This window comes from Hominilimicola sp., assembly GCF_046972485.1.
Classification (GTDB): Bacteria; Bacillota; Clostridia; order UBA1381; family UBA1381; genus Hominilimicola; species Hominilimicola fabiformis.
Map to the genome: position 1 here is coordinate 37,106 of NZ_JBKVWU010000006.1, position 13,595 is coordinate 50,700.

Annotated in this window: 27 protein-coding genes and 1 pseudogene; all 28 read right to left on the bottom strand. The window is 40.4% G+C overall.

Translation table 11 applies throughout. From position 1 onward, the window contains the following. Positions 1 to 48: 48 nt before the first annotated feature. Complete coding sequence (gene rplQ, locus ACLTU0_RS01600) at positions 49 to 393, bottom strand: 50S ribosomal protein L17 (RefSeq protein WP_022231098.1); 345 nt, start codon at positions 391 to 393, stop codon at positions 49 to 51. 15 nt (positions 394 to 408) lie between these two features. Beyond that, the gene (locus ACLTU0_RS01605) at positions 409 to 1,359 is read right to left on the bottom strand and encodes a DNA-directed RNA polymerase subunit alpha (RefSeq protein WP_117968364.1); all 951 of its coding nucleotides are present in this window, start codon (positions 1,357 to 1,359) and stop codon (positions 409 to 411) included. A 105-nt stretch (positions 1,360 to 1,464) separates the two neighbouring features. Next, complete coding sequence (gene rpsD / locus ACLTU0_RS01610; protein WP_022231096.1) at positions 1,465 to 2,058, bottom strand: 30S ribosomal protein S4; 594 nt, start codon at positions 2,056 to 2,058, stop codon at positions 1,465 to 1,467. A gap of 33 nt (positions 2,059 to 2,091) precedes the next feature. Further along, positions 2,092 to 2,490, bottom strand: a complete 399-nt coding sequence (gene rpsK / locus ACLTU0_RS01615; protein ID WP_117968366.1) for a 30S ribosomal protein S11 — start codon at positions 2,488 to 2,490, stop codon at positions 2,092 to 2,094. Between the two features lie 17 nt (positions 2,491 to 2,507). Continuing rightward, positions 2,508 to 2,876: a 30S ribosomal protein S13 gene (gene rpsM, locus ACLTU0_RS01620; RefSeq protein WP_022231094.1), complete on the bottom strand. Its 369-nt coding sequence runs from the start codon at positions 2,874 to 2,876 to the stop codon at positions 2,508 to 2,510. A gap of 282 nt (positions 2,877 to 3,158) precedes the next feature. Continuing rightward, complete coding sequence (rpmJ, locus tag ACLTU0_RS01625) at positions 3,159 to 3,272, bottom strand: 50S ribosomal protein L36 (protein WP_008516283.1); 114 nt, start codon at positions 3,270 to 3,272, stop codon at positions 3,159 to 3,161. A 41-nt stretch (positions 3,273 to 3,313) separates the two neighbouring features. Continuing rightward, on the bottom strand, positions 3,314 to 3,532 hold the full coding sequence (gene infA, locus ACLTU0_RS01630) for a translation initiation factor IF-1 (RefSeq protein ID WP_022231093.1): 219 nt from the start codon (positions 3,530 to 3,532) through the stop codon (positions 3,314 to 3,316). A 34-nt stretch (positions 3,533 to 3,566) separates the two neighbouring features. Then, entirely contained in the window at positions 3,567 to 3,824 is a 258-nt protein-coding gene (locus tag ACLTU0_RS01635; RefSeq protein WP_022231092.1) for a KOW domain-containing RNA-binding protein, read from the bottom strand. Positions 3,825 to 3,833: 9 nt separating this feature from the next. Further along, positions 3,834 to 4,580 carry a type I methionyl aminopeptidase gene (map, locus tag ACLTU0_RS01640; protein ID WP_412321136.1) on the bottom strand — a complete coding sequence of 249 codons (747 nt, stop codon included), beginning with the start codon at positions 4,578 to 4,580 and terminating at the stop codon, positions 3,834 to 3,836. Between the two features lie 3 nt (positions 4,581 to 4,583). Next, on the bottom strand, positions 4,584 to 5,222 hold the full coding sequence (locus tag ACLTU0_RS01645; RefSeq protein ID WP_337599246.1) for an adenylate kinase: 639 nt from the start codon (positions 5,220 to 5,222) through the stop codon (positions 4,584 to 4,586). 23 nt (positions 5,223 to 5,245) lie between these two features. Continuing rightward, on the bottom strand, positions 5,246 to 6,580 hold the full coding sequence (gene secY / locus ACLTU0_RS01650) for a preprotein translocase subunit SecY (RefSeq protein WP_117968369.1): 1,335 nt from the start codon (positions 6,578 to 6,580) through the stop codon (positions 5,246 to 5,248). A 2-nt stretch (positions 6,581 to 6,582) separates the two neighbouring features. Beyond that, complete coding sequence (gene rplO, locus ACLTU0_RS01655; RefSeq protein ID WP_022231088.1) at positions 6,583 to 7,023, bottom strand: 50S ribosomal protein L15; 441 nt, start codon at positions 7,021 to 7,023, stop codon at positions 6,583 to 6,585. Between the two features lie 20 nt (positions 7,024 to 7,043). Then, positions 7,044 to 7,223, bottom strand: a complete 180-nt coding sequence (rpmD, locus tag ACLTU0_RS01660) for a 50S ribosomal protein L30 (RefSeq protein WP_022231087.1) — start codon at positions 7,221 to 7,223, stop codon at positions 7,044 to 7,046. A gap of 19 nt (positions 7,224 to 7,242) precedes the next feature. Continuing rightward, positions 7,243 to 7,746: a 30S ribosomal protein S5 gene (gene rpsE, locus ACLTU0_RS01665; RefSeq protein WP_022231086.1), complete on the bottom strand. Its 504-nt coding sequence runs from the start codon at positions 7,744 to 7,746 to the stop codon at positions 7,243 to 7,245. 19 nt (positions 7,747 to 7,765) lie between these two features. Continuing rightward, a complete protein-coding gene (rplR, locus tag ACLTU0_RS01670; protein ID WP_022231085.1) occupies positions 7,766 to 8,125 on the bottom strand; it encodes a 50S ribosomal protein L18 in 360 nt (119 codons plus the stop codon). Between the two features lie 19 nt (positions 8,126 to 8,144). Beyond that, positions 8,145 to 8,693: a 50S ribosomal protein L6 gene (gene rplF, locus ACLTU0_RS01675; protein WP_022231084.1), complete on the bottom strand. Its 549-nt coding sequence runs from the start codon at positions 8,691 to 8,693 to the stop codon at positions 8,145 to 8,147. 91 nt (positions 8,694 to 8,784) lie between these two features. After that, positions 8,785 to 9,183 (bottom strand): 30S ribosomal protein S8, encoded by a 399-nt coding sequence (gene rpsH, locus ACLTU0_RS01680; protein ID WP_022231083.1) that lies wholly within the window; start codon positions 9,181 to 9,183, stop codon positions 8,785 to 8,787. A gap of 193 nt (positions 9,184 to 9,376) precedes the next feature. Continuing rightward, positions 9,377 to 9,562, bottom strand: coding sequence for a type Z 30S ribosomal protein S14 (locus ACLTU0_RS01685; protein ID WP_022231082.1), 186 nt, complete (start codon positions 9,560 to 9,562; stop codon positions 9,377 to 9,379). A gap of 19 nt (positions 9,563 to 9,581) precedes the next feature. Continuing rightward, complete coding sequence (gene rplE / locus ACLTU0_RS01690; RefSeq protein ID WP_022231081.1) at positions 9,582 to 10,121, bottom strand: 50S ribosomal protein L5; 540 nt, start codon at positions 10,119 to 10,121, stop codon at positions 9,582 to 9,584. Positions 10,122 to 10,147: 26 nt separating this feature from the next. After that, the gene (rplX, locus tag ACLTU0_RS01695; RefSeq protein ID WP_022231080.1) at positions 10,148 to 10,471 is read right to left on the bottom strand and encodes a 50S ribosomal protein L24; all 324 of its coding nucleotides are present in this window, start codon (positions 10,469 to 10,471) and stop codon (positions 10,148 to 10,150) included. A gap of 21 nt (positions 10,472 to 10,492) precedes the next feature. Further along, complete coding sequence (gene rplN, locus ACLTU0_RS01700) at positions 10,493 to 10,861, bottom strand: 50S ribosomal protein L14 (RefSeq protein WP_022231079.1); 369 nt, start codon at positions 10,859 to 10,861, stop codon at positions 10,493 to 10,495. A gap of 92 nt (positions 10,862 to 10,953) precedes the next feature. After that, the gene (gene rpsQ, locus ACLTU0_RS01705; RefSeq protein ID WP_022231078.1) at positions 10,954 to 11,211 is read right to left on the bottom strand and encodes a 30S ribosomal protein S17; all 258 of its coding nucleotides are present in this window, start codon (positions 11,209 to 11,211) and stop codon (positions 10,954 to 10,956) included. A gap of 76 nt (positions 11,212 to 11,287) precedes the next feature. Next, positions 11,288 to 11,491 (bottom strand): 50S ribosomal protein L29, encoded by a 204-nt coding sequence (gene rpmC / locus ACLTU0_RS01710; protein WP_022231077.1) that lies wholly within the window; start codon positions 11,489 to 11,491, stop codon positions 11,288 to 11,290. 2 nt (positions 11,492 to 11,493) lie between these two features. Continuing rightward, positions 11,494 to 11,916: a 50S ribosomal protein L16 gene (gene rplP / locus ACLTU0_RS01715; RefSeq protein ID WP_022231076.1), complete on the bottom strand. Its 423-nt coding sequence runs from the start codon at positions 11,914 to 11,916 to the stop codon at positions 11,494 to 11,496. Positions 11,917 to 11,918: 2 nt separating this feature from the next. Beyond that, complete coding sequence (rpsC, locus tag ACLTU0_RS01720; RefSeq protein ID WP_117968371.1) at positions 11,919 to 12,647, bottom strand: 30S ribosomal protein S3; 729 nt, start codon at positions 12,645 to 12,647, stop codon at positions 11,919 to 11,921. A 19-nt stretch (positions 12,648 to 12,666) separates the two neighbouring features. Continuing rightward, positions 12,667 to 13,005, bottom strand: a complete 339-nt coding sequence (rplV, locus tag ACLTU0_RS01725) for a 50S ribosomal protein L22 (protein ID WP_022231074.1) — start codon at positions 13,003 to 13,005, stop codon at positions 12,667 to 12,669. Between the two features lie 88 nt (positions 13,006 to 13,093). Continuing rightward, complete coding sequence (rpsS, locus tag ACLTU0_RS01730; protein WP_022231073.1) at positions 13,094 to 13,366, bottom strand: 30S ribosomal protein S19; 273 nt, start codon at positions 13,364 to 13,366, stop codon at positions 13,094 to 13,096. A 42-nt stretch (positions 13,367 to 13,408) separates the two neighbouring features. After that, positions 13,409 to 13,595, bottom strand: a pseudogene (rplB, locus tag ACLTU0_RS01735) (50S ribosomal protein L2); the annotation flags it as partial.

Here is a 13,595-nt window from a genome sequence, read left to right on the forward strand (position 1 = left end):
TAAACACAAAAAAGACGGTTCATACGAACCGTCTTAATATACAATTAATTAGTCTACAAGCTCAAGAATTGCCATAGGTGCACTGTCACCGCGACGAGGACCTGTTTGGTAAATTCTTGTGTAACCGCCGTTTCTGTCAGCGTACTTAGGAGCTATTTCAGAGAAAACCTTTGTTACAACGTCTTCTTTTGTGATAAACTCCAATGCCTGACGACGAGAATGTAGTGTATTTGTCTTACCAAGAGTAATCATTTTCTCTGCCATGCTCTGAGTTTCTTTCGCTCTTGTTAAAGTAGTTTCAATTCTGCCATTTTCCAAGAAGCTTGTTACAAGGTTACGCAACATAGCTTTTCTTTGGTCTGTTGGGCGATTTAACTTTCTTGTTCCCGGCATTACTGTTACCTCCTATTAATCTTCTTCTTTTTTAAGGTAAAGACCTAAACCATTCAATTTGTTTATGACTTCTTCAAGCGACTTTCTACCAAGGTTTCTAACCTTCATCATATCTTCTTCAGATTTGTTTGTAAGGTCTTCAACCGTGTTAATACCAGCACGCTTTAAGCAGTTATATGAACGAACTGATAAATCAAGTTCCTCGATAGTCATTTCAAGAACCTTTTCCTTCTTGTTCTCTTCCTTTTCAACGATGATTTCAGTATTCTTAGCGTCATCTGAAAGGTCTACGAACAATGAAAGTAGGTCGTTCATTATCTTAGCAGCCAAAGACACAGCCTCATCAGGCTTAATTGTTCCGTTTGTCCATAGCTCAACTGCCAACTGTTCTCTATCTGTATATTGACCTACACGAGTGTTTTCTACTGTATAATTAACCTTTGTTACAGGAGTATAGATAGAATCCACAGGGATTACTCCGATTACCGGCTGCATTGCTTGCTTGTTCTTATCAGCACTTACATAGCCTCTGCCCTTTGATAGAGTAATCTCAATATAAAGATTTGCATCATCATTAAGTGTTGCGATATGAAGATCCGGATTAAAAATCTCAACATCATCGTCACGCTTTATGTCACCTGCTGTAATTTCCTGTGCGCCCTTTGCCTCGATGTAAACAGTCTTTGGAAGATCACCGTGAATCTTCAAAGCAAGCTTTTTAATGTTAAGTATAAGCTCTGTAACATCTTCTGTAACACCGGGTACAGTTGAAAATTCGTGCTGTACACCTTCAATTTTAATTGAAGTAGCAGCCGCACCAGGCAATGATGAAAGTAAAATTCTGCGTAGTGAGTTACCAAGAGTTGTGCCGTAACCGCGCTCAAGAGGAGATACAACGAATTTGCCGTATCTGCCGTCGTCACTCATTTCAACGCATTCTATATTAGGCTTTTCCATTTCTATCATTTCAGAACCCTCCTTCATAATTAGAGATGACTTCGGAGCAATCTAAGCTCCGAAATCTCTCGAAAAAACATATATATATATCCACGTACCGAGGGTAACATATAATTATTTAGAATAAAGTTCGACGATAAGGTGTTCCTCAACTTCGTAGTCGATGTCATCTCTTGCAGCCAATGTGATAACCTTACCTGTAAGTGTATTCTTATCCATTGAAAGCCACTTTGGAACAACCCTGTTTGCGTTTGTTTCAACGATTTCCTTAATTCTAACAGAGTTCTTACTCTTTTCTCTAACTGCTATTACATCACCCGGCTTAACAAGGTATGACGGAATATCAACCTTTTGACCGTTTACTGTGATATGACCGTGATTAACAATTTGTCTTGCTTCACGTCTTGTATTAGCCAAACCTAATCTGAAAACAACATTGTCAAGTCTTGACTCAAGGATTTGAAGTAGCATTTCACCTGTGATGCCCTGTTTCTTTGTAGCCATTACATAGTACTTTCTGAATTGCTTCTCAAGTACACCGTATATAAACTTAACCTTTTGCTTTTCATTAAGCTGCAAGCCATATTCAGACTGCTTTTTTCTGCCTTGCTTTGGGTTTCTGTTTGATGACTTATCAATACCCATTGTTGCAGGGTTAATGCCCAAAGTCTTGCATCTCTTTAACACTGGTTGTCTGTTTATTGCCATGTTAATTTTTCCTCCTTTACAATAATATACAAATCAGACTCTTCTTCTCTTTGGTGGTCTACAACCGTTATGAGGAATAGGAGTTACGTCCTTAATCATTGTAACATCAAGACCTGTTGCTTGAAGTGCTCTGATTGCAGCTTCTCTACCTGCACCAGGGCCCTTAACGTAAACTTCTACTGTCTTCATTCCATGTTCCATAGCTGCCTTAGCTGCTGTTTCTGCAGCTGTTTGAGCAGCGAAAGGTGTGCTCTTTCTTGAGCCGCGGAAGCCTAAACCGCCGGCACTTGCCCAAGATATAGCATTACCAGCTGTATCTGTAATTGTAACTATTGTATTGTTGAAAGTTGAACGGATATGAGCCGCGCCTTTTTCAATATTCTTTCTATCACGACGTCTTGTACGTGTAGTCTTCTTTGCTACCTTAGCCATTTAGCTTAGTCCCTCCTTTATTTCTTCTTACCTGCAATCGCTCTTGCAGGACCCTTACGGGTTCTTGCATTGTTCTTTGTGTTTTGTCCTCTTACAGGAAGACCTCTTCTGTGACGGATACCTCTGTAACATCCGATTTCCATAAGTCTCTTGATGTCAAGAGCCAACTGTCTTCTAAGGTCACCTTCAACTGTGTATTCAGCGTCGATAACTTCTCTTAGCTTACTTACATCTGCTTCTGTAAGATCCTTTACTCTTGTGTCTGGGTTTATACCTGTTTGAGATAGAATCTTTTGAGAACTCTTTAGTCCAATGCCGTATATATAGGTAAGACCAATCTCTACTCTCTTTTCTCTAGGTAAGTCAACACCTGCTATTCTTGCCATACTTTTCTACACCTCCATTAAAAGATATCATCAAAAAATTTTTATAGTGTTGTATTAAAACTCATTCAGGCTGTTCGCCTGAACAAGTCATAAACAAATTTTAATGCAGTGCTTTTCACTGCGTTTTGCAAAATAATATATAAATTAGTATCCTGTGATATAACCTCTCGGCTATTTTAATCAGTTCAGATTTGAGTGCAGTCCAAAGCTTCTTTCAAACTGCCGTGTACTCAGTGTACACAAAGTTTGAAAAAGGTTCGGAATGTGCCAAATATGGACTGATTAACCCTGCTTTTGCTTATGCTTTGGGTTCTCACAAATAACCATTACTTTGCCTTTTCTCTTTATGATTTTGCACTTTTCGCAAATTGGTTTTACTGACGGACGTACTTTCATATCTATTACCTCCTTGTCGTCACTTATCTGACCGAAGTAAATTATTTACTTCTCCATGTAATTCTGCCCTTATCAAGATCATAAGGACTCATTTCAAGAGTTACCTTATCTCCCGGTAGAATTTTTATGAAATTCATTCTCAGTTTGCCTGAAATATGTGCTGTAACCTGGTGCCCATTTTCAAGCTCAACTCTAAACTGTGCGTTAGGCAAGTTTTCAACAACTTTACCTTCAACTTCTATAACATCTTGCTTAGACATATGTTATAAACCTCCTTTAGATACGCTTTCAGGTTTAATTAAACTCCGCTAATGCTTTTCGCACCTCTGAATTTGTAACCTTACCCACAGTTGCAAGTTTGTTACTTACAAAATCCGAAACAGAGTTTGTACCCTGAAGGTGCTTGAGCTTTTTCTTTTTCGGGTGATCCACTTTTCGCAATTCACCGTTTGCAAGATAAACAAAATCGCCTTCTCTTGAAAGGACGATGAACAAATCACCCTTGTCACGTCCCGCAATGGAACGCACGATTGAACCCTCTATAATTTCCATATAATACTCCTAAAGTGTTAATATTTCACACCCGTCTTTTGTAATCAATACGGTGTTTTCATAGTGGGCTGACAAACTTCCGTCATCAGTTACAACTGTCCAATCATCATCAAGTACCGCAACATGATAATCACCTGCATTAGCCATAGGTTCAATAGCAATTGTCATACCTGCGGCAAGCTTTACGCCATGACCGGCTTTGCCAAAATTCGGTACGCTCGGATCTTCATGAAGATTACGACCAATTCCATGACCGACAAGGTCACGCACTACGCTGTAACCATGCGATTCAACATACTGCTGAATTGCTGACGAAACATCGCCTAATTTGGCACCGTGCTTTACATATTTAATTCCCTCAAAGAAACTTTGACGTGTAACGTCTATAAGATTTTGTGCCTCGTCCGAAATCTTTCCGACTCCGAATGTTCTTGCGGCATCACTGTGCCATCCGTCAAGTATAGCGCCCATATCAATGCTGATTATGTCGCCCTCTTTCAAAATGGCTCTCTTACTTGGAATTCCGTGAACAACCTCGTCATTGATTGACGCACAAATTGTTCCCGGGAAACCGTTATAATTAAGGAAATTAGGTTTTGCACCTTGTGATATAATAAAATCATATGCGATTTTATCAAGCTGCGCCGTTGTTACACCCGGTTTGATGTGCTTCTCAAGAAGCTCAAGTGCACCTTTTGTAACCTTTGCTGACGCACGCATTTTTTCGACTTGTTTTGCTGATTTAATAGTTATCATAACTCACACCTCAAGTCCCAAAGCCTTAGCAACATTGCTTGTTGTATCTTCAAGCTTATCCTCGCCCTTTGCAGTGACAAGAAGTCCAAGCTTTTCATAATACGCTTTTATCGGCTCTGTCTGTTCGTGATAAACATTAAGTCTGTTCTTGATTGTTTCAGGAACATCATCGGCGCGCTGAATAAGTTCGCCTTTACATTTATCACATATTCCTTCAGTTTCAGGCTTGTTTGATATGATATTGTACGGTGCTCCGCACTTTGAGCATTCACGTCTTGATGACAAACGCTCGATTATTGCCTCATCGGCAACTTCAAGAGAAAGCACTTTATCAATTTTTACGCCCGATTCTGTCAATGCCTCAGCCTGAGCTGTTGTGCGAGGGAATCCGTCAAGGATAAATCCCTTTGCACAATCAGGCTTTTGCAATCTTTCTTTTACTATAGAAACAATTACGTCATCCGGAACAAGTTTTCCATCATTGATATACTTTTCAGCCATCTTTCCGATTTCTGACTGTTCCTTGATGGCGGTTCTCAGCATAACACCTGTTGAAATTGTGTTTATATCCAATCTCTTAGATAAAATTTCGCCTTGAGTGCCTTTTCCTGCCCCCGGAGGGCCCATTAATACCAAATTCATACTAAATACCGCCTTTCCTGAAATTATTCAAGGAAACCTTTATAATGACGCATTGTCATTTGTGATTCAATTTGTCTGACAGTTTCAAGAGCAACACCTTCCATAATTAGAAGTGATGTACCGCCGATTTGAAGTGCCGTTACATTGAATATCGCACCGACAATTACAGGTAGGATTGCGATAATTGCAAGGAAGAATGCACCTACAAGATTTAATCTTGAAGAAATCTTTCCTATATAATCGCTTGTCGGCTTACCAGGTCTGATACCCGGAATGTATCCTCCACTCTTCTTCATATTATTTGCAAGTTCAATCGGATTGAACTGAATTGAAGAATAGAAATATGTGAAGAATAGTATAAGCAACGCATAAAGAATTGCGTATACAAGACTGGTCCACCATGCTGACGCATAGCCGGCTGATAAACAACCAAGGATATAATATCCAAGACCGGCTGTCGGCATATTACCGCCTGAAACCAATCTTACGATTGTTGCAGGGAATGCCATGATTGAAGATGCAAAGATGATCGGCATAACGCCGCCTGCTGCAACTTTAATCGGAATGTTTGTGCTTTGTCCGCCGTACATTTTTCTTCCAACAACACGCTTAGCGTACTGAACCGGAATTCTTCTTTCAGCCTCTGAGAAGAATACAACGAACGTGATAGCAGCTATTGCCACAACAATGATGGCAGCTACGAATATAAGACCCTTTGCATTTACGCCTGCTCCCAAGAATTGATTATAAATTCCGTATGCAGCTGATGGTATTCTTGATACGATACCTGCAAAGATAATTAGCGATACGCCGTTTCCAAGTCCCTTTTCTGTAATAAGTTCACCCAACCAGATAATAAATGCTGTACCGGCTGTGAATGTAAGAACTATTACGAAAAATGTTAAAACGCTTGGATTTTTGATTGCGTCAAGACCGTTTGTAACGCTCATATTGTAAAGTGTTACATAAAGTCCGGCACCTTGTATGAATGCCAACGCAATACCAAGGTATCTTGTAATCTTGTTAATTTTCTTTCTGCCCTCAAGACCTTCTTTAGCCAGACGCTCAAGAGAAGGTATTGCGACAGTAAGAAGTTGAACGATAATAGATGCGTTGATGTATGGTGAAACACCCATTGCCATAACTGTTGCGTTTGAGAACGCACCACCTGTGAATACATCGAACAAGCTGAACAAGTCAGTTCCGCCGTTTCCAAGGAACGCTTGCATAGCATCAGCTGTCAGATACGGTACAGGAATATGTGCACCGAATCTGAAAACTATAAGCATCATTAATGTAAATAGAATTCTGCGACGTAGGTCCGGAATTTTCCAAGCATTCTTTAGTGTCTGTAACACGATTACATCACCTCAGCCTTTCCGCCTGCCTTTTCTATTTTTTCCTTTGCAGAAGCGCTCATCTTAGCCACCTTTACAGTAAGCTTTTTGTTAAGCTCACCTCTGCCAAGTATTTTAACACCGTCAAGTGTTTTGCTGATTATACCGTTTGCCTTTAGTGTTTCTGCTGTAACTTCTGCTCCGTCCTCAAGCTTATTAAGCTCCTCAACGTTAACAGCAACATACTGCTTTGCAAATATATTCTTAAATCCACGCTTAGGAAGTCTTCTGTATAATGGCATTTGACCACCTTCAAAGCCCGGTCTAACGCCACCGCCACTTCTTGCGTTTTGTCCTTTATGACCTTTTCCCGAAGTTTTACCTGTACCGCTTCCGATACCTCTGCCCACTCTCTTAGGAGCGAACTTTGAACCTTCAGCAGGTTGCAATTCGTTTAAGTTCATTTGCTACACCTCCTTACTAATTAGTTTTCTTCAACTGTTACAAGGTGAGATACCTTGTTAATCATTCCTCTGATTTGAGGTGTGTCATTGTGTTCAACAACACTTCTTATTTTCTTTAGTCCAAGAGCTTCAACAGTAGCGATTTGGTCTTTCTTTCTGCCGATTGTACTCTTAACTAATGTAATTTTTAGCTTAGCCATATTACTGTGTGCCTCCTTATTAACCTCTGATTTGGTCTACAGTCTTGCCTCTTAGCTTAGCAACTTCTTCAGGCTGCTTTAACTCTGACAATCCCTGTATAGTAGCACTAACTACGTTTCTCTTGTTATTTGATCTCAAGCTCTTTGCTCTGATGTCTTTAACACCTGCAAGTTCAAGAACCGCACGAGCAGCACCACCTGCAAGCACACCAGTACCTTGTGCAGCCGGCTTAAGAAGAACCTTACCTGCACCTGAAATACCAACAACTTCATGAGTAATTGTTGAACCTACAAGAGGAACAGAAATCAAATTCTTCTTTGCGCTTTCAATACCTTTTCTGATTGCGTCAGGTATTTCAGCAGACTTACCTTGACCGAAGCCAACGTGACCATTTCTGTCACCAACAACGACCAAAGCGCTGAATCTCATTGTTCTACCGCCTTTAACAGTCTTAGCAACACGGTTGATTGCTACGACATTTTCCTCAAGCTCTAAAGCTTCTACGTCTATTCTTTCAGCCACTTATCTCTTCCTCCTTCTATTAGAATTCCAAGCCGCCTTCTCTTGCGCCTTCTGCAAGAGCAGCAACTCTGCCGTGATATACATATCCGCCTCTGTCGAATACTACTGCTTTAATGCCTGCTGCAAGAGCCTTTTCAGCCACTTTCTGACCGATTGCCTTTGCACCTTCAACGTTTCCGCCGTAGCCTTCAAATTCTTTGTCCATGCTTGATGCTGAAACAAGTGTAACACCCTTTACATCATCAATAACCTGAGCATATATATGTTTTGCACTTCTGAATACGTTTAGACGAGGTCTCTCCGCTGTGCCGGAGATGTTCTTTCTAACTCTTGCGTGGCGTCTAACTCTAGCCGCTTTTGTATCTATCTTCTTAATCATTTAAGAACACTCCTTTCAATTATTTCTTCTTAGCTCCTGTTTTACCTTCTTTACGTCTGATGTGTTCATCAACGTACTTAATACCCTTACCCTTGTATGGTTCAGGCTGTCTGTACTCTCTAATCTTCGCTGCTGTTGCACCAACGTCTTCTTTGTTGGCACCTTTAACGATGATTTTGTTTGGAGCAGGAACTTCGATTGTTACGCCTTCCTTTGCTTCATACAAAACAGGATGTGAGTAACCAAGACTCAAGTTAAGAGTCTTGCCTTGCATTGCAGCTCTGTAACCAACACCGTTGATTTCAAGCTCTTTTGTAAAGCCTTCTGTAACACCGATAACCATATTGTTTACAAGTGTTCTTGTAAGACCGTGCAATGACTTGTGCATCTTATCTTCTGAAGGACGCTCTACTGTGATAACTCCATCGTTAAGCTTAACGATCATATCAGGATGAAGTTGTCTTGAAAGTGTGCCGTTCTTACCTTTTACTGTGATTTCGTTTGTATCACTGATCTTTACCTCAACTCCGGCAGGAACAGTGATAGGTAACTTACCTATTCTTGACATAGGGATTTTTCCTCCTTAACTTAAATTTGCTCTGTTTTACACACAGCCGTGTGTTTCCACAGGTTTTCAGTTATTTTTTTATTAATATTAATTACCAGATGTAAGCAAGTACTTCGCCGCCAACGTGCTGCTTTCTTGCTTCCTTATCTGTCATAATACCCTTTGATGTTGAAACGATTGCGATACCAAGACCCTTAAGAACTCTTGGAAGTTCGTCAACGCTTGCGTAGAATCTAAGACCAGGCTTAGAAACTCTCTTAAGACCGCTTATAACTCTTTCCTTGTTAGGTCCGTATTTCAAAGTAATTCTGATAACGCCTTGTTTACCGTCTTCGATTACTTGAAAATCTTTTATATAACCCTCATCATTAAGGATTTCAACAATCGCCTTCTTCATGTTTGAAGCAGGAACATCGACTGTTTCATGCTTTGATGAGCTTGCATTTCTGATTCTTGTAAGCAAATCTGCGATTGGATCAGTTATTTGCATTTATTTTACCTCCTTACGCTCTCACAAACCGCAAGCGGTTTGCCTTATGCTACGGTATTTGATGTCTCGCATCAAATACCTGCTTCAGCTATAACTTGCTGTGCAAGTCACTTTACCTCTTTCGGATTTTTGTAAGTCCGAATTTTATCATATATCTAAAAATCAATTCGTTTCTTATAAGAAACGCTCGATTTTACCAGCTTGCTTTTCTTACGCCAGGGATTTGACCTTTGTAAGCCAATTCTCTAAAGCATATACGGCAAATACCAAACTTTCTAAGGTAAGCATGCGGTCTGCCGCAAATCTTACATCTTGTATAAGCTTGTGTTGAATACTTAGGTTGTTTCTGTTGTTTTAAAACCATTGCTTTCCTTGCCATGTTAAATCCTCCTTTTTAACTATGAACGGAACGGAGCGCCCATTAACTTTAGAAGTTCACGAGCTTCTTCGTCTGTCTGTGCAGTTGTGACAATGTTGATGTCCATACCTCTGATTTTGTCAATCTTATCATAGTCAATTTCAGGGAATATAAGCTGTTCCTTAATACCAACAGAATAGTTACCTCTACCGTCGAAACCGTTAGGGTTGATACCTCTAAAGTCTCTTACACGTGGAAGAGCAACATTGAAAAATCTGTCTAAGAATTCATACATCTTGTCAGCTCTAAGTGTTACTTTACAGCCGATATTCATTCCTTCTCTTAACTTGAAGTTCGCAACTGACTTCTTAGCCTTTGTTATAATAGGCTTTTGACCTGTTATAGCAGCCAAATCTCCGCAAGCAGCCTCGATTGCCTTAGGGTTGTCTTTAGCTTCACCCATACCGATATTTATAACGATCTTGTCGAGCTTAGGGATTTGCATTGTACTTTTATAGCTGAACTTCTCCATAAGAGCCGGAGCAACTTCTTTATTATATTTATCTTGCATTCTACTCATTGTTAGAATCTTCCTCCTCTCGAAAATTAATCGTTAAGTTCTGCATTACACTTCTTGCAGTATCTCATCTTTGAACCGTCATCAAGAACCTTAACACCTGTTCTTGCAGCTTTACCGCACTTTGAGCAAACTCTCATTACGTTTGATGCGTCGATTGGCATTTCCTTATGGATAATACCGCTTTCCTGACCTTGAACTCTTGCCTTTTGATGTCTCTTAGCAACAGCAACGCCTTCAACGATTACCTTACCGTCAGCCGGAATAGCTGTGATAATCTTGCCCTCTTTACCTTTATCTTTGCCGGCGATAACCTTTACAGTGTCGCCTCTTTTTACATGCATCTTTTTCATTGTATCAATTATCCTCCTTAATTAAAGAACTTCCGGAGCCAATGATAGTATCTTCATGTACTCTTTATCTCTAAGCTCTCTTGCAACAGGGCCAAAAATACGAGTACCTCTTGGGTTTTTGTCATCTTTTACGATAACTGCTGCGTTCTCATCAAATCTGATGTATGAACCGTCAGCACGCTTTGACTCTTTAACCGTTCTGACTACAACAGCTTTTACAACGTCACCTTTTTTTACAACGCCGCCCGGTGTTGCCTTCTTGACACTGCAAATGATTTCGTCGCCAACTGCTGCATATCTTTTCTTACTGCCGCCCATAACTCGGATACACATAACTTCCTTTGCGCCAGTGTTATCAGCCACTTTTAAAAGTGTTTGTTGTTGAATCATTAAAACTTCCTCCTTACGCTTCACAAATCGCAAGCGATTTGCTTACTACAACTTGCAAAGCAAGTTGTTCCACTCTTTCCGGGAACGCTATATTACTTAACTTTTTCTACTATTTCAACGAGTCTCCATCTCTTGTCCTTTGATAGAGGTCTTGTTTCCATAACCTTTACCTTATCGCCGATAGAGCATACGTTTTCTTCATCATGTGCCTTTAGTTTGTAAGTTCTCTTAACGATCTTACCATAAAGCGGATGCTTTTTATTTTCTTCAATAGCAACAACGATTGTCTTATCCATCTTATTGCTGATTACTTTACCGATCTTAACCTTACGGCTGTTTCTTTCTTCCACAGATAAGTGCCTCCTTCCGCACGTTTCTAATAATCTTCTATCTGCTCAATTTGTACCTGTCAAACAAGTACCGGCATTACATCGCACTGCCTTGTAGTTCTCTTTCATGAATGATGGTTAAAATACGAGCGATAGTCTTCTTTACATCACCAATTCTCTTTGGATTTTCTAATTGGTTAATAGCATTCTGAAATCTCAAGTTGAAAAGCTCTTGCTTGCTTTCTGCAAGTTTTTCTTCCAATTCAGCTGTTGATAAATCTCTTAGCTCATTTACTTTCATTCTTATTCACCATCCTCTGCTTGACGTTTTACAAACTTACACTTAATTGGTAGTTTGTGCATAGCAAGACGCATAGCTTCTCTTGCTACTTCTTCACTTACGCCTGCCATTTCAAAAAGCACTCTGCCAGGCTTAACTACTGCTACCCAATACTCTGGAGCACCCTTACCTGAACCCATTCGAGTTTCAGCAGGTTTTCTTGTTACCGGCTTATCAGGGAATATCTTAATCCAAACCTGACCGCCACGCTTTGTATATCTTGTCATAGCTATACGGGCTGCTTCAATCTGTCTTGAAGTAATCCATGCCGGCTCAAGAGCCTGAAGGCCGAACTCGCCGTGTGATACAACGTTACCACGTGTTGCCTTACCCTTCATTCTGCCACGCATAACTCTTCTGTATTTAACTCTCTTTGGTAACAACATGATTATCTGCCTCCCTTCGGTCTTCTATCGCCGCGTCTTCTGTTATCGCGTCTGTTATTGTCAGCCGCTTGTTGAGCAGCTTCCTTTCTTCTGCCGTCAGCAACGTTTAGGATTTCACCTTTGTAAATCCAAACCTTAACGCCAAGAATACCGTATGTTGTATGAGCTTCAGCGAAGCCATAGTCAATATCAGCTCTCAATGTCTGTAGAGGAATTGTACCCTCGTGATATTGTTCTGTTCTTGCGATTTCAGCACCGCCTACACGACCTGCAACTGCAGTCTTGATACCCTTAACGCCAAGACGCATTGCTCTGCCCATAACTTGCTTCATTGCACGTCTGAATGAAATTCTTCTTTCAAGTTGTGCAGCAATGTTTTCAGCAACAAGCTGTGCATTTGTATCAGGAGTCTTAACCTCCATGATGTTTACGTTAACAGTCTTTGAAGTAAGCTTTTCGATTTGAGCCTTTAGCTTATCGATTTCAGCACCGCCTCTACCGATGATGATACCAGGCTTAGCAGCATGAATTGTGATAAACACTTTATTCTGCTTTCTTTCAATACCGATCTTAGCAACACCTGCATCATAGCAAGCCTTCTTAACGAACTTTCTTATATTATAATCTTCAACCAACTGGTCTCCGAAATCTTTTTTACCTGCAATCCACTTAGAATCCCAATCTTTTATAACTCCGACTCTAAGTCCGTGTGGATTAACTTTTTGTCCCATGAGTGAACCTCCTTTTCGATTAGTCTTCCATTTCCTTTAATACTAAAGTGATATGGCTGGTTCTCTTTAAAATCTTGAACGCTCTGCCTTGAGCATGAGGCTGAATTCTCTTTAAAGTAGGACCTTGTGTTGCGTAACATTCTGCAACGTATAACTTATTCTTATCCATATCATGATTGTTCTCTGCGTTTGCAATCGCTGACGCAAGAAGCTTTGTCAAATACTCGCTTGCTGCTTTAGGTGTGTTGTTTAGAATACCCATTGCAACGTTAGCAGGCTTGTTTCTTATTAGATCAAGCACTATCTTAACCTTTCTAGGTGAAATACGAGCATATCTTAACACTGCACGTGCTTCCATGTGGATTCCTCCTTTTGCAATATTAGTAACGGGATTTAACATCCCTCTGTAAATCTTATTTCTTTGCTTCTAAGCAATATCATAGATATTACTTAGAAGTTTTAGCTCCGGCATGACCTTTGTATGTTCTTGTAGGAGCGAATTCGCCAAGTCTGTGGCCTACCATGTCCTCACTGATGAATACAGGAACATGCTTTCTGCCATCATGCACTGCGATTGTGTGTCCAACCATTTCTGGGAAAATTGTGGAAGCTCTTGACCATGTCTTTACGACCTTCTTTTCATTAGCTGCGTTCATAGCGTCAATTCTCTTCATAAGACGCTCTTCAACGAAAGGTCCTTTCTTAAGTGATCTGCCCATTAAATCTTCCTCCTTTCAATCTATATCAAAATTAAATATCTATTATTTAGCGTTTCTTCTCTTAACGATGAACTTGTCAGTTCTGTTCTTAGTCTTTCTTGTCTTAAGACCAAGTGCTGGTTTACCCCAAGGAGTAACCGGTGCAGGACGACCGATTGGTGACTTACCTTCACCACCACCGTGTGGGTGATCGTTAGGGTTCATAACAACACCACGAACTGTCGGTCTC

What these genes read in the sequence shown, in the direction of transcription:
- rplQ (WP_022231098.1), bottom strand. Translation starts at nt 393, where the DNA reads ATGCCGGGAACAAGAAAGTTAAATCGCCCAACAGACCAAAGAAAAGCT.
- ACLTU0_RS01605 (WP_117968364.1), bottom strand. Translation starts at nt 1,359, where the DNA reads ATGATAGAAATGGAAAAGCCTAATATAGAATGCGTTGAAATGAGTGAC.
- rpsD (WP_022231096.1), bottom strand. Translation starts at nt 2,058, where the DNA reads ATGGCAATAAACAGACAACCAGTGTTAAAGAGATGCAAGACTTTGGGC.
- rpsK (WP_117968366.1), bottom strand. Translation starts at nt 2,490, where the DNA reads ATGGCTAAGGTAGCAAAGAAGACTACACGTACAAGACGTCGTGATAGA.
- rpsM (WP_022231094.1), bottom strand. Translation starts at nt 2,876, where the DNA reads ATGGCAAGAATAGCAGGTGTTGACTTACCTAGAGAAAAGAGAGTAGAG.
- rpmJ (WP_008516283.1), bottom strand. Translation starts at nt 3,272, where the DNA reads ATGAAAGTACGTCCGTCAGTAAAACCAATTTGCGAAAAGTGCAAAATC.
- infA (WP_022231093.1), bottom strand. Translation starts at nt 3,532, where the DNA reads ATGTCTAAGCAAGATGTTATAGAAGTTGAAGGTAAAGTTGTTGAAAAC.
- ACLTU0_RS01635 (WP_022231092.1), bottom strand. Translation starts at nt 3,824, where the DNA reads ATGGAAATTATAGAGGGTTCAATCGTGCGTTCCATTGCGGGACGTGAC.
- map (WP_412321136.1), bottom strand. Translation starts at nt 4,580, where the DNA reads ATGATAACTATTAAATCAGCAAAACAAGTCGAAAAAATGCGTGCGTCA.
- ACLTU0_RS01645 (WP_337599246.1), bottom strand. Translation starts at nt 5,222, where the DNA reads ATGAATTTGGTATTAATGGGCCCTCCGGGGGCAGGAAAAGGCACTCAA.
- rplO (WP_022231088.1), bottom strand. Translation starts at nt 7,023, where the DNA reads ATGAACTTAAACGAATTGCAACCTGCTGAAGGTTCAAAGTTCGCTCCT.
- rpmD (WP_022231087.1), bottom strand. Translation starts at nt 7,223, where the DNA reads ATGGCTAAGCTAAAAATTACATTAGTTAAGAGTACAATCGGCAGAAAG.
- rplR (WP_022231085.1), bottom strand. Translation starts at nt 8,125, where the DNA reads ATGATTAAGAAGATAGATACAAAAGCGGCTAGAGTTAGACGCCACGCA.
- rplF (WP_022231084.1), bottom strand. Translation starts at nt 8,693, where the DNA reads ATGTCAAGAATAGGTAAGTTACCTATCACTGTTCCTGCCGGAGTTGAG.
- rpsH (WP_022231083.1), bottom strand. Translation starts at nt 9,183, where the DNA reads ATGCAAATAACTGATCCAATCGCAGATTTGCTTACAAGAATCAGAAAT.
- ACLTU0_RS01685 (WP_022231082.1), bottom strand. Translation starts at nt 9,562, where the DNA reads ATGGCAAGGAAAGCAATGGTTTTAAAACAACAGAAACAACCTAAGTAT.
- rplE (WP_022231081.1), bottom strand. Translation starts at nt 10,121, where the DNA reads ATGAGTAGAATGCAAGATAAATATAATAAAGAAGTTGCTCCGGCTCTT.
- rplX (WP_022231080.1), bottom strand. Translation starts at nt 10,471, where the DNA reads ATGAAAAAGATGCATGTAAAAAGAGGCGACACTGTAAAGGTTATCGCC.
- rplN (WP_022231079.1), bottom strand. Translation starts at nt 10,861, where the DNA reads ATGATTCAACAACAAACACTTTTAAAAGTGGCTGATAACACTGGCGCA.
- rpmC (WP_022231077.1), bottom strand. Translation starts at nt 11,491, where the DNA reads ATGAAAGTAAATGAGCTAAGAGATTTATCAACAGCTGAATTGGAAGAA.
- rplP (WP_022231076.1), bottom strand. Translation starts at nt 11,916, where the DNA reads ATGTTGTTACCAAAGAGAGTTAAATACAGAAGAGTTATGCGTGGCAGA.
- rpsC (WP_117968371.1), bottom strand. Translation starts at nt 12,647, where the DNA reads ATGGGACAAAAAGTTAATCCACACGGACTTAGAGTCGGAGTTATAAAA.
- rplV (WP_022231074.1), bottom strand. Translation starts at nt 13,005, where the DNA reads ATGGAAGCACGTGCAGTGTTAAGATATGCTCGTATTTCACCTAGAAAG.
- rpsS (WP_022231073.1), bottom strand. Translation starts at nt 13,366, where the DNA reads ATGGGCAGATCACTTAAGAAAGGACCTTTCGTTGAAGAGCGTCTTATG.